Source organism: Afifella marina DSM 2698 (assembly GCF_900102695.1).
GTDB lineage: Bacteria > Pseudomonadota > Alphaproteobacteria > Rhizobiales > Afifellaceae > Afifella > Afifella marina.
Map to the genome: position 1 here is coordinate 154372 of NZ_FMVW01000007.1, position 13163 is coordinate 167534.

A 13163-nucleotide genomic window follows, 5' to 3' on the forward strand; every position below is an offset into this window, starting at 1 on the left:
CAAGCCGGGGGTTTAGGCGCGACACACCGCTTACTGGCAGAATCCTAGGAGGCCGAGGCGAACAGGAGCGCCAACGGGGCGCGCCGAAAAAGCTCCGACGCCGCGATGCGATCACCCTCGACATCGCCACCGCCGAGGAGATCGGAAAACCGCGCAAATCCACCTGGTAGCGACACAAACGTCTCCGCAAAGGCATCGGAGCGGAGAGAAATCCCGTCTTCCCGTTCAAGCAGTGAAAGCGGCAGCCGCGGTACGATCACGACGAGGGCTTCGCCCTCCACCTGGCGCGCATAGGCCGTGATCTGCGCCGCCATCGGCCCTTCGACGGCAAGCGGCTCATAACCGCCCTCGAGAAAGAGTTTGCGGTGCTCACCACGCAGGCGCAGCAGACGCTGCACGAGCCACGCTTTCGGCACGGCCTCGCGCCAGCGGGAAAGCGTCTCTGCGAAATTCATCTCGCCGAGTTCGCCAAGAAGCGCCTGGCGCCTGTCGAAATCGACCGGCCGGCGATTGTCGGGATCGACGAAGGAGAGATCCCACAATTCCGTGCCCTGATAGACGTCCGGCACGCCGGGTGCCGTCAGCTTGATCGCCGTCTGCGCCAGCGAATTGACCGCGCCGGCCGCAAAGAGCGGCGCGCTCACCTTGAGGAAATCCTGGCGATAGGCGGCAAAATCGTTGGAGAGCGCCGAACGCACGAAGTTGGAGAGCTTCTCCTCGTAAGCCGTATTGGCGGCGGTCCAGCTCGTCCGCTCTTTCGCCTCGCGCACGGCCTTCAGCATGAAGGCTTCCAGTCGCTCGACGAGATCGCGCATGCCGTCATGATCGTCCGCCTGCAGTTCGAGCGGCCAGCCACCGAGAAGCGCCTGGTGGAAGAGCCACATGACGTTCGGCTCCGGCGCCGGCCCGTCGTCGATCTCCGCCACGAGCGGCAGAAGGGTGGCGTTCCAGCGCTTCACCGCGTCCGCCCATTCCTCCGCCATTTCGCTGATCGTGGAGATACGGGCGCGCGCATCCTCGCCGCGCTTGGTGTCGTGCGTCGCCGTCGTCGACAGCGCCTGTGGCTGCGTTTCGAGCCTCTCCTGCATCGCCGGGTGGAAGCTCGCCTGCGGTCCGGGCTCCGGCTCGCCGCCCACCTCGTTGAGCGCAATCAGCCGATTGAAGCGATAGAAGACCGTGTCCTCCAGCGCTTTCGCCATCATCGGCCCCGTCGTCTGCTGGAAGCGGCGGGCAAGATAGAGCGCGCTTGCGACCGTCTCGTGGTCGGAGAGGTTCTCCAAAAGGAGAAGGCCAACCAGGAAGTCGACGACCCCCGGATCCTCCACGAAGGGCGAGAGCTTGGCCTCTTCGCCCGCTCTGCGCAGAAGCTTGCGGTCCTGCTCGGATGCACCCGACAGGTCGACATAGCTGCGATAGACCGGGAAGGATGTCGCGACCTCAATCAGAGCACGGCGCAGCGAATCCGGCCCGTAATCGCGCGTCAGCGGATCGTTCTCGCCGATTTCGCGAGCGCGTTCGACGAGATAGGCGAGCTCGCCCGCGAGATTGTAAGTGAGAATGCGGCGCTTGGTTTCGCGCACGATCTCCGAAAACGGCCGAGTTTCGCCCGTCTCCTCGCGCCACGCCGCATCGAGGCGGGAAAGCCCCTCCGTATCGACCTGCAGCGCCGTCAAGGCGTGGGCGAATTCGTAGCCGGTCGTCCCCGCCGTCCGCCAGGTTTCCGGCAGCCTTTCGTCGGGGCCGAGGATCTTCTCGACCACGACATAGGGCGCGTTCTCGATCTCCGCGAGCTGCGCGAGATAAGCCTTTGGATCGGCAAGCCCGTCGATATGGTCGATCCTGAGCCCCGCGACATCGCCTCTCGCCGCAAGCTCCTTCACCAGCGCATGCGTCGCCTCGAAAACGGACAGGCGATCGACCTGCACGCCGACGAGATCGGTGATCTCGAAGAAGCGGCGATAGGTCAAAGTCTCCCGGGCCATGCGCCAATGGGCGAGCCGCCAATTCTGCACTTCGTGGAGTTCGTGCAGCGCCTCCTGGTTTGCCGCGATCTCGCGAACGGCGCCTTCGATCTTGGAGAGCGCCTCAGGATCTTCCGCAAGCGCAGCAAGCCGCTCCTGGAGAAGCCCCGCCCCATCGGCCGAACCCGTGGCGAAAGTCAGCGACAGCTCCTGAAAATCGGGCTCGTCGATCTCGCCCAAAATCCGGCCGTAGGTATTGGGCGCCAGCGGCAGCGCGATGTCGTAATAGGTGAAGCGGAAGCGGCCTTCGTCCTTGTCGAAACGCAGCCCGAATTCCCCGTCTTCGAGAACCTTGCCATAGGGCGCACCGAGCGCCGGAATGAGCAGCTTCGCCGCCGACCAGTCGATGTCGAAATAGCCGGCATACTGGCTCTCCTCGCCCCATTCGAGCACGTCCGCCCAATAGGGATTGGCCGTGGAGGCGCCCATATGGTTGGGTACGATGTCGAGGAGAAGCTTGAGGCCGTTCTCTTTCAGAGCATCAGCCAGGCGGGCAAACCCCTCCGCCCCGCCGAGCGCCGGATCGAGCTCGGCGAAATCGGCGACGTCGTAGCCATGGGTCGAGCCCGGCACCGCCGTGAAGATCGGCGAGGCATAGAGATGGCTGATGCCGAGGCGCTTCAGATAGGGTGCAAGCCCGGCCGCCTTGTCGAAGTCCATCCCCTCACGAAACTGCAGGCGATAGGTGGCCGTCGGCACCGCCTCGAGCGGCGGACCTGCCTCACGCATGGGACGCCTCCATGAAGAAGGCGACGGCGAGCGCCGGCACGAGCCCGTCGGCGATCTCCGCATCGACCCCCGGGCCGGAGACAAAGATCGGAGCCGAGGGCTTGTAGCCGTCGGTGGAGACGGGCGTGTCGCCGAGATTGGCGAGAAGCGTCAGCCGAGCCCCGTCGCCCATCGTCCAGGTGACGCGGAAGCCGTGGTCCCCAAGACGTTCCGTCTCAGCATTCATCGCCCGCATGCCGGCAAGGCGCGGCACGATCTCGCGGTGGCGCAAATGCAAGAGCTCGCGCGTGAAAGCGAGATGTTCGTGCCCTTCGCCACGCGCCGCACCCGACCAGTCGAGGCACGAGCGCTCGAACGTCTTCACGTCGTTCGGGTCGGCGATCGCCGCCCGGCGTGCGGGATCGCGAAAGCTCTCCCAGGCGGTGAATTCGCGGCGCCGGCCTTCGCGCACGAGATCTGCAAGCTCGCCATGGAAATCGGTGAAGAAGAGGAAGGGCTGCGTCTCGGCATACTCCTCGCCCATGAAGAGGAGCGGCAATTGCGGCTGCAGAAGGTGGATGGCCGTCAGAAGCCTGAGCATCTCTTCGTCGGCGAGAACGGCGAGCCGTTCGCCGTCGGCGCGATTGCCGACCTGATCGTGGTTTTGCAGGAAGGTGACGAAGGCCGTCGGCGGCTGGCCGGCGCTGACAACGCCGCGCGGCCCGCCCCAATGCTCAGACACCTCACCCTGATAGGCGAAGCCCTCGCCCAGGATCCGCATCAGATGGCCGACGGGATCGTCGGCGTAATCCTTGTAATAGCCTTCATGCTCGGCCGTTGCCGCACAATGCGCGGCGTGATGGAAATCGTCGTTCCACTCCGCAGTGAAATAGCGCGGGGCGCCATCGTCGTCGCGCTCGTGCAGGGAGACGATGTTGCGTTCATCCTCTGTCGTCAGATGGATATGGCGGTCAGGCCATTTTTCGCGGATGCGGGAGGAAAGTTCCGGCAGGAGCGTATCGGCGCCCGGCCCCTTGATCTGATCGATCGCATCGAAGCGCATGCCGTCGAGCCGGAACTCTTCCAGCCAATAGAGCGCATTGTCGATGAAGAACGAGCGCACGGCCGCATCATCGTAATGGATACCCGCCCCCCACGGCGTGTGCCGCTCCGGATCGAAGAAGGACGGGGCGTACATGTGGAGGTAATTCCCGTCCGGACCGAAATGATTGTAGACGACGTCGAGAATGACCATCAGTCCGCGCTGATGCGCGGCATCGACGAGCGCTTTCAGCCCCTCCGGCCCGCCATAAGCGCTGTGCGGCGCATAGAGCAGAACGCCGTCATAGCCCCAGCCGCGATTGCCGGAAAACTGCGCGACCGGCAGAAGCTCGATCGCGGTGACGCCGAGATCGGCAAGATAATCGAGCCGTTCCTCGGCCCCCGCAAAGGTGCCGGCCGGGCTGAACGTGCCGACATGCAATTCGTAGGTGACGAGCTCTTCGGCCGGGCGCCCGCGCCAGCCCGCGCTCTGCCAGCGATACGCCTTCGGATCGACGAGCCGGCTCGGCCCATGCACGTCGCCCGCCTGTGCCCTTGCGGTCGGATCGGGAACGGCAAAACCGTCTTCCAGGACGAACTGATAGTCCTGCCCCGCCTCGGCCTCCGGCACGGTGAGCTCGAACCAGCCGCGATCGGCCTTGTTCATCGCCAGATCCTGGCCGGCGAGGCGCAGCGTCAATGCGCTCTGAGCGGGAGCCCACAAGCGGAAACGGGCGCCGCCTTCCGGGCGCATGAATGCGCCCCATGTCGTTTCGAATAAGAAGCTCTGGGTCACGGAATATATCGACTAAAAGTGTTGCGGGTGCAGTGGCCGGTCAACGCTCGGGCGATCCCAGCGTTCCGAGCCTCAAGCCGGCATCCCCGTTTCGACGAGACGCGCCAGATAGCTCGCCCCGTAAGGTGCTGCGCCGTCGTTGAAATCATAAGCGGGATGGTGAAGGCCGGCGGAATCGCCGTTGCCGAGAAAGATGAAGGCGCCGGGCCTTGCTTCCAGCATATAGGAGAAATCTTCTCCCGCCATCAGCGGCGGTGTGTTTTCGGTGACCGCCCCCTCCCCGGCGATTTCGCGCGCGACGGCCGCCGCTTTATGCGTCTGTTCCTCGTGATTGACGGTCACCGGGTAATGCCGCTGGTAATCGAGACGGGCGCGCGCGCCGAAAGCCTGACCGATCGTCGGCACGAGCTCGTTCATGCGCCGCTCCACCAGGTCGCGGATGCCCGGATCGAGCGTGCGCACCGTGCCCTTCAAGGTGCCGCGCTGTGGGATGACGTTGAAGGTATCCCCGGCGTGAAAGGTCGTCACGGAGACAACGGCGCTCTTCAGGGGATCGACATTGCGCGAAGCGACCGATTGCAGCGCGTTGACGATCTGCGAGCCGACGAGAACGGGATCGACGCCCGCATGCGGCTTGGCGGCATGCGAGCCCTTGCCCTCGATCTGGATAACGAAATTGTCGGTCGCCGCCATCAGCGGGCCCGGACGAATGCCGAACTGGCCGACCGGAATGCCCGGCATATTGTGCAGGCCGTAGATCTCGCTGATGGCAAAACGCTCCATCAGCCCGTCTTCGATCATGGCGCGCGCACCGGCGCCACCTTCCTCCGCGGGCTGGAAAACGATCACCGCGCGTCCGGCGAAATTGCGCGTTTCGGCGAGATAGCGCGCCGCACCAAGCAGCATCGCCATATGCCCGTCATGGCCGCAGGCATGCATCTTTCCGGGCGTTTCGGAGCGCCACGGCTTGCCGCTTTCCTCCTCGATCGGCAGTGCGTCCATGTCGGCACGAAGGCCGATGCCGCGATCGCCTTCTCCGCGACCGCGGATGATGCCGACGACACCGCTGCGTCCGATGCCTTCCACCACCTCGTCGCAGCCGAAAGCCCGCAATTTGTCCGCCACCACCTTCGCGGTCCGCGGCACGTCGTAGAGGAGCTCCGGGTTGCGGTGAAAATCGCGCCGCCATTGCGTGATCTCGTCGGCGGCTTCGGCAAGGGAGTTGATGACGGGCATGACGCAGCTCTTTCGTGAAAGAGCCGATGCTAGCGCCTGCATCGCACCTGGCAAGCACCGAGAGCTTGCCAGGCTTCGGGTTCGGCGCTCAGGCGAGAGCTTCAGCCGTTCTGCCGCGACGGTCGAGCCGGATCGTCCACAGGAGCAGCGCAAAAGTCATCGCCGCGCCGATCGCCGTCGCGACCGGCAGGCCCGGCCACAGCACGACCACGCCCGCAACGCCCGCCAGAATTCTGAGCGGCCAGGCGAGCGGCGCTTCCATATAGCCCTCGAAGGCGGCTCCGACGGCATAGGAGCCGATCACCGCCTGCGCGAAGACGAGAAGCACCTCCGGCACGCTGCCGTGCAGGAACGGCGTATAAGCGAAGAGGATCGGCACGATGTAGAGCCCCTTGGCGAGCTTCCAGGCCGTCATCCCGGTCGCCATATGCGGCGTGCGAGCGATCGCCGCGGCCGCAAAAGCGGTGAGGCAGACCGGCGGCGTGACGTTGGAATCCTGCGACAGCCAGAAGATGATCATATGGGCCGAAAGAAGTGCTGCCGTGATCAGCGCCGGATCGAGCGCCTGGCCATGGACAAGGCGCAGGACTTCGGCGGGGGCCGCGGCGATGAAGGCGTTCGCCGCCTCGCGGCTCATCGGCGCGGCAAGCTTCGTCATCGCCTCGGGATCGGCGAGCAGGAAGGGTCCGCGCGCCGCCTCGGGCAAAGTGCCCGACGTCAGAAGATCGACAAGATAGCCGTTCTCGATCATCCCCTGCAGGGCCGGGGCGGAGAGCGTCGCAAGCACGATATAGGCAGCCGTCACCGGCAGCCCCATGCCGAGCACGAGCGAGGCGAGCGCGATCAAGAGGAGCGCGATCAGAAGATTGCCGCCCGCCCAGTCCGCGATCATCAGCGAAAAGGTGTTACCGATGCCCGTCATGGCGATGACGTTGACGATGAGCCCGACGGCAATGAGAAGCACCGCCGTCATGATCATGTTCTGCGCCCCGAGCGCCAGGGCCTCCAGGATCGCCTTCGGCCCCATACGGTTCTTGGTGAGCCAGGAGGCGGCAACGACGGAGAGGATCGCCCAGCCGGCGGCATAGACCGGGGTGAAACCGTAGATCAGAAGTCCGATCAGGGTTGCGACGGGGACGAGGAAGGCCGGGCCGCCCGCCTTTAGCACCTCCCAGGCGCTGCGGCTTTCATTGTCGACGCCGACGATATGGTGCTTCTTCGCCTCGATCCTGACGAAGAAAGCGACCGTGAGGAAATAGGCGATCGCCGGCAGTGTCGCGACGGCGACGATATCGAGATAGGGGATCTGCGTATTCGACGCCATGACGAAGGCGCCCGCCCCCATGATCGGCGGCATCAGCTGTCCGCCGGTCGAGGCCGCGGCCTCCACGCCGGCGGCGAAACGTGGCGGAAACCCCGATTTCTTCATGAGCGGAATGGTGATGACGCCGGTCGACACCGTATTGGCGACGGCCGAGCCCGAGATCGTACCGGTCAGTCCTGAGGCAAAGACGGCGACGAAGCCGGGGCCTCCGACGAGGCGGCCGGCGAGCGCGCGGGCAAAATCGATGATGAAATCACCCGCTCCGGAGCGCACCAGAAACGCGCCGAAAAGAATGAACATGAAGACGAAACTCGCCGAGATCCGCCCGATCGTGCCGAACATGCCCTCGTCTGCAAAGATCGAGCGGAAGAGAACCGTCTCATAGGAGAGGCCGGCGAAGCGGAAGACGCCGGGCGCATAGGCGCCGAGAAACGAGACATAAGAGAGCGCCAGCACGATGAGGACCGGGATGATCGGCCCCGTCGTCCGCCGCGTCAGCTCGATCGCGCCGAGGATGACGAGGATCGCCGCCACCCAATGCTCCGGCGACAGATGCACGCCCTGCGCATAGATCGCCGTTTCCGATCCGATGATGAAGAGCGTCGCACCGGCGATAACGGCTCCGGTGACGGCATCGAGCCAGAGCGGCGCCACGAAACGTCCGATTTTGAGCGGATAGCGCAGGCAGGCGAGGAAGGCGAAACCGGCAAAATGAATGCCGACGAGCCACAAGGTGGAAATGCGCCCGTCGATATTCGCCCAGATATGGAAGAGCGAGATGGCGATGCCGCAGGCGGCGAACACCCGCGCCGGCCAGGAGGTGAGGCTCCTCACATGGGTTTCGACTTCGCCGTCTTTGTCCTTGCCGACGCCAATCGGGCTCGCGGCGGTTCCGCCAAGGCTGTCTTCCTCAGCGCGCGGCGCGTCCTCACCATCGTGGCTACGATCAGCGCTCATATGCTAGTCCGCGGAAGAGACGCAGGATGGCGCACTCTCATGGCGCGGAGCCAAATGTCCGCTGGGCCGGAGCCGCATGCATCCCAGTCTCCCTCTTGTGGTGGGATCGACGTTCTCCCTGGTACGCGCCGCGCACTCCATTCCTCTCCCCGTTGGGGAGAGGTGCCCGCGTAGCGGGCGGTGAGGGGTGAGAGCGGCCACGAACTCAAACGCTTGATGCTGCGGCCACCCCTCATCCGGCGCCACCTTCTCCCGAGAGGGGAGAAGAAAGGTCCGGCAACCGCCACACTGTGCATCGAAAACGGGTCAACACCCCACGCACAGCCAAGGCTCATACTCTACTGCGCCGCGACCTTGAGACGGTCCGGGATCGGGATCCCCTGCTCTTCGTAATAGCGGGCTGCGCCCGGATGCAGCGGCAGCGGCAGACCGGCGATCGCCGCTTCGAGCTTCATATTCTTCGTCGCCGGATGAATGCCCTGCAGGAAGGGCAGGTTCTCGTAGATCGTCTTCGTCATCTTGTAGATCGTCTCTTCCGGCACATCGTCGCGCACGGCGAGGAAGTTCGGCTGCGCGATCGTGTTGATCTCCTTCTCCTGCCCCGGATAGGTCTCGGCCGGTATCGTGAAGCGCGTCCACAATTCTTCGAAATCGCCGTTCGCCTCTTTCATCTCCTCGTCGGTGAAATCGAGGACGGTGATGTCGTCGCCCATATTCGCGAAAGCCTGGCTGATCGCACCGACCGGGGCCCCCGCCGGCGTCGAGATCAGCACCACCTGCCCATTCTGCAAGGCTTCGGCCGCCGGCCCGTAGCCGGAATAGGCAAGGGTGAAATCCTGATCGATGTCGTAGCCGAGATTGCCGAGAATGGTGCGGTTGGAGCCGAGCGTGCCGGAATTCTGCGCTCCGAGATTGATCGACTTGCCCTTGGCGTTCGCGACATCGGCCATCGTGCCGGTTTCCGCGAGATCCGATTTCAGGACGAAGTGTTCGACATTCGGCCACAGCATGGTGACGGAGCGGAGGTTCTCCTGCGGCCCCTCATTTTCCAGCGGGCCGGAGCCCTTCTTCGCATAAGCGCCATAAAGGCCTTGCAGGATGGCGAACTGGACTTCGTTGTCGCGCATCAGCTTGATGTTCTCGGCCGAGCCCGCGGAGTTGATCGCCGACATGCCGATCTTCTCAGTCGGCTGCAGCTTGACCTTGATGAGCGTGGCAAGAGCAACACCCACCGGATAATAAGTTCCTCCCGTTGAAGCCGTCGCCAGAAGGTAATTCTGTTCTTCCTGGGCCCGCCCCGAAGAAGGCCAGGCAATCGCGCCAACGAGAGCAAGGCTGGTCGCGGCCATGACAAAGGAGCGTAAAACTTTGCGCTGGAATAGCATTCTGTTCCTCCCACCATTGCAGTCTTATTGTTTTGGAAGACTGAGCTTATGGGCTATCGGCCGGAAAGCAAAGCCCGCGCGAGCGCTCACGGAAACTCAAGCAAGGCGCGTTTGTGAAAGCGGGCCGAATTGTGTTACGCAGCGGCGGTCGCGTAAGTCTGACCCAGACAACCGTGGGGCCGAAACCTTGACATCTCCGCTTCGCATGCTTTCGGGGGCGCGCCTGCTGCTCGCTCTCCTGTTTCTTGTGACAGCTCCGCTTGCCGCCGCCAACGAAACGGCTGGCACGGGCGACGTCCTGGGACCTTATCTCCTGGTCGATGCGAAGAGCGGGGACGTCCTTGAGGAGCACGATGCGCTCCGCCCCTGGTATCCCGCCTCCACGACCAAGCTGATGACGGCCTTCGTCGTCTTCCGCGCCCTCGAGGTTGGCGAGATCACGCTGAAATCGCCAGTGGTGATGTCGCAGAACGCCTACAACCAGCCCTATGCTGCGCGCTTCTTCAAACCCGGTTCGGTCCTGACGGTCGACAACGCGCTCAAGGTCATGCTGGCGCGCTCCTCCAACGACATGGCGATGGCGATCGCGGAATCCGTCGGCGACGGCTACGACAATTTTCTGCTGCGCATGAACCTCGAGGCGAAGCGCCTCGGCATGACGCGCACGCAATTCGTCAACCCGCACGGCCTTTACAGCCCGCACCAGGTCACCTGCGCACGCGACCTCGCGCTTTTGACACGCGCGATCTTCGACGAATTCCCGCGCTACCAGCATTATTTCAACGTCCCCGCCATCAAGGTCGGGGGAGTGGTGAAGCGCAACACCAACCTTCTGATCAGCCGCTACCGCGGCGCCACCGGGATGAAGACCGGCTATATCTGCGATTCCGGCTGGAACTTGGTCGCGACCGCGCAGCGCGGCCGGCGCGAATTGATCGCGGTCGTTCTTGGCGCCGACAACGCCATCGACCGCGCCGAACGCGCCGCCCGTCTGCTGGATGCAGGCTTCGACCGCGGCGGAGGGCTCTTCTCAGGCGGCCCCGACATCACCCGCATCAATTCCGGCTCCCGCTACACCGAGCCCTATGACATGCGCGATCAGGTGTGCAGCCCGCAAAAGGGCAAAAAGGTCGCCTCCAAGTCGAACCCGATCTACAAGCCCATGAAGGGCGGCCTCATCATGGTCGACGAGGGAGACGGCTTCAAACCCTCCCATATCGGCCAGCGCAAAGGCCCCGTGACCCCGATCGTCGTCGCAACCGGAGGTGTTGAAGGCCCGGGCGTCGACGACCTTGCGCAGGAGATTTTGAGCGCGCAGCTCGGGGTCATGCCACGTCCGCGCCCGACGATCGCCATCCCGCCCCGGCCGCAGCTTGCGACGGCGTTCGCGCCGAGCGAAGAAGCGAACAAGGCAGCGCCCGTCGATCCCGTCCTGCTCCTTGCAGCCCCGGCCCTGATGCCGCGCCCGCGGCCCGACCGGTAAGCATAAGCGCCGCCCGGCCCGGCGACCTTTCGACAGGGATCCTCAGCCGCCGGTTTCGATCTCGTAGCGGCTGACACCCTCGTCGTCGCGACGCCCCAAAAAGCGGTGACCGCGTTCGTTGCAGAAATGCGGAATGTCGATCGCCGCCATCGGGTCGGTCGCAAGAACCACGACCCGTATACCCGGCGGCAGAGAGGCGATCCCCTTGGCGGTTTTCAACACCGGCAACGGGCATTTCAGCCCGCGCACATCGATGACGTGGCAGTTGTGTTCTTCATCCCCTGAATGAATGGCCAATATCGGCCTCCTTGCAGGCTTGACCTCTTCAATTTCCGTCCCTGGTATGGGAAGAGATTTCAGAAACAGCAAGAATGCCGCGGGCTCTTCTGCCTGAAGCGGCGGGGGAGACGATGGGCTTTATCGAAAGAATCAAGAGCGAACTCGCCTATGTACGCGGCGCCCTGCGTGCACTTCGCAAAGTCAGCTCGGCGGCAAAGAACCGCAACCGTACTTTTCCCGATCTGATCGAGGACATCGCAAAAGAGCATGGCGACCGACCGGCGATGATCGCCGAGAGCGAGCGCATGAGCTACCGCGAATACAACGAACGCGCGAACCAATATGCCCGCTGGGCCATCGCCAACGGCGTCAAAAAGGGCGATTGCGTCGCGCTCATGATGCCGAACAAGCCGGAATACATGGCCGCCTGGCTCGGCATCGCGCGGGCCGGCGGCGTCACCGCCTGCCTCAACACCAATCTGCGCGGCCCGGTCCTCGCCAATTGCGTGAACATCGTCGAGCCGAAGCACATCATCGTCGACACGGCGATCGCCGACGGCTTTCACACCGCCGATCCTTTCCTGCAGACGCAGGCGGAATATTGGGCCTATGGCCGCGGGGTGGACGCATGGAAGCGGCTCGACGAGGCGCTGGACACGTTCAGCCGCGAGCCGCTCGATGCCTCCGAAAGGCCGAAGCTGACCACGTCGGACCGCTGTCTCTTCATCTATACGAGCGGCACGACCGGCATGCCGAAGGCGGCCAACATCAACCATTACCGCGTGCTCGCCATCTCGCTCGGCTTCAACGGCGCCATGGATATGAAGCCGCACGACCGCATCTATGTCTGCCTGCCGCTCTACCACACGACCGGCAGCGTGCTCGCCTCGGGCGCGGCGCTGACGGCGGGCGCCAGTGTCGTCATCCGCGAGAAATTCTCGGCCAGCCAGTTCTGGGACGACGTCGTCGACTACGAATGCACGATCTTCCAGTATATCGGCGAGCTCTGCCGCTATCTCTTGAACAGCCCGACGCACCCCAAGGAGCGTCAGCACAAGCTTCGGCTCGCCTGCGGCAACGGCCTGCGCCCCGACATCTGGGAAGACTTCAAGAACCGCTTCGCCATCCCGAAGATCCTGGAATGGTATGCGGCAACGGAAGGCAACGCCGTCTTCTTCAATTTCGACGGCAAGGTCGGCTCCGTCGGGCGCATTCCGAAATGGGCGGAGAAGCGTTTCGTCACCGAGATCGTCCGCTTCGACCATTCCTCCGAAGAGCCGGAGCGCGGTCCCGATGGCTTCTGCATGAAATGCGTGCCCGGTGAGATCGGTGAGGTGATTTCGCAGATCATCGACGATCCGAGCCGCCCGAGCCAGCGTTTCGAAGGCTACGCCGACCCCAAGGCGACCGAGAAGAAGATCCTCAAGGACGTCTTCGAGAAGGGCGATATGTGGTTTCGCACCGGCGACCTCATGAAGAAGGACGAAATGGGCTATTTCTATTTCGTCGATCGCATCGGGGACACCTTCCGCTGGAAGGGCGAGAACGTCGCCACCTCCGAAGTGGCGGAGGCGATCACCGTCTATCCGGGCGTCAAGGATGCCAATGTCTTCGGCGTGGCCGTGCCCAACACCGACGGGCGCGCCGGCATGGCCTCGCTCGTCGTCGAAGAGGCCTTCGATATGAACGGCTTCTACGTCCATGTGGAACGGCACCTGCCGCGTTATGCGCGGCCGATCTTCCTGCGGCTGCAGCAATCGATGGAAATGACCGGCACCTTCAAGCAGCGCAAGGTCGATCTCGTGCGCGAAGGCTTCGACCCGAACCGGATCGCCGACCCGCTCTATATGCTGCACCCCGAAAAGCAGACCTATGTGCCGCTCGACACGGACCTCTACGCCGAGGTCGAGAGCGGCGATCTCCGGCTTTGAGG

The 13163-nt window shown here is 63.9% G+C and carries 8 protein-coding genes; 2 read left to right on the forward strand and 6 right to left on the reverse strand.

The window, feature by feature from the left end:
• Positions 1 to 44: 44 nt before the first annotated feature.
• From treY to BLP76_RS14505, 5 genes are all read right to left on the reverse strand, one after another.
• Positions 45 to 2750 carry a malto-oligosyltrehalose synthase gene (gene treY, locus BLP76_RS14485; protein WP_170130570.1) on the reverse strand — a complete coding sequence of 902 codons (2706 nt, stop codon included), beginning with the start codon at positions 2748 to 2750 and terminating at the stop codon, positions 45 to 47.
• Complete coding sequence (gene treZ / locus BLP76_RS14490) at positions 2743 to 4524, reverse strand: malto-oligosyltrehalose trehalohydrolase (RefSeq protein WP_092814771.1); 1782 nt, start codon at positions 4522 to 4524, stop codon at positions 2743 to 2745. The genes treY and treZ overlap by 8 nt, the downstream gene beginning before the upstream one ends.
• 114 nt (positions 4525 to 4638) lie before the next feature.
• On the reverse strand, positions 4639 to 5802 hold the full coding sequence (locus tag BLP76_RS14495; protein WP_092814775.1) for a M20 aminoacylase family protein: 1164 nt from the start codon (positions 5800 to 5802) through the stop codon (positions 4639 to 4641).
• An 88-nt stretch (positions 5803 to 5890) separates the two neighbouring features.
• Complete coding sequence (locus BLP76_RS14500) at positions 5891 to 8083, reverse strand: TRAP transporter permease (protein WP_092814778.1); 2193 nt, start codon at positions 8081 to 8083, stop codon at positions 5891 to 5893.
• Positions 8084 to 8421: 338 nt separating this feature from the next.
• Positions 8422 to 9468 (reverse strand): TAXI family TRAP transporter solute-binding subunit, encoded by a 1047-nt coding sequence (locus BLP76_RS14505; protein WP_200170614.1) that lies wholly within the window; start codon positions 9466 to 9468, stop codon positions 8422 to 8424.
• A gap of 187 nt (positions 9469 to 9655) precedes the next feature.
• On the opposite strand from BLP76_RS14505, the gene BLP76_RS14510 reads away from it, so the two are divergent.
• Positions 9656 to 10951, forward strand: a complete 1296-nt coding sequence (locus tag BLP76_RS14510; protein ID WP_170130569.1) for a D-alanyl-D-alanine carboxypeptidase family protein — start codon at positions 9656 to 9658, stop codon at positions 10949 to 10951.
• Between the two features lie 42 nt (positions 10952 to 10993).
• On the opposite strand, the gene BLP76_RS14515 is transcribed toward BLP76_RS14510, so the two are convergent.
• Positions 10994 to 11248: a sulfurtransferase TusA family protein gene (locus tag BLP76_RS14515; protein ID WP_207145419.1), complete on the reverse strand. Its 255-nt coding sequence runs from the start codon at positions 11246 to 11248 to the stop codon at positions 10994 to 10996.
• A gap of 74 nt (positions 11249 to 11322) precedes the next feature.
• On the opposite strand from BLP76_RS14515, the gene BLP76_RS14520 reads away from it, so the two are divergent.
• Positions 11323 to 13161, forward strand: a complete 1839-nt coding sequence (locus tag BLP76_RS14520) for a long-chain-acyl-CoA synthetase (protein WP_244514595.1) — start codon at positions 11323 to 11325, stop codon at positions 13159 to 13161.
• Positions 13162 to 13163 lie beyond the last annotated feature (2 nt).

Coding starts and splice junctions, on each gene's coding strand:
- treY (WP_170130570.1), bottom strand. CDS start 2,750: ATGCGTGAGGCAGGTCCGCCGCTCGAGGCGGTGCCGACGGCCACCTAT.
- treZ (WP_092814771.1), bottom strand. CDS start 4,524: ATGCGCCCGGAAGGCGGCGCCCGTTTCCGCTTGTGGGCTCCCGCTCAG.
- BLP76_RS14495 (WP_092814775.1), bottom strand. CDS start 5,802: ATGCCCGTCATCAACTCCCTTGCCGAAGCCGCCGACGAGATCACGCAA.
- BLP76_RS14500 (WP_092814778.1), bottom strand. CDS start 8,083: ATGAGCGCTGATCGTAGCCACGATGGTGAGGACGCGCCGCGCGCTGAG.
- BLP76_RS14505 (WP_200170614.1), bottom strand. CDS start 9,468: ATGCTATTCCAGCGCAAAGTTTTACGCTCCTTTGTCATGGCCGCGACC.
- BLP76_RS14520 (WP_244514595.1), top strand. CDS start 11,323: ATGCCGCGGGCTCTTCTGCCTGAAGCGGCGGGGGAGACGATGGGCTTT.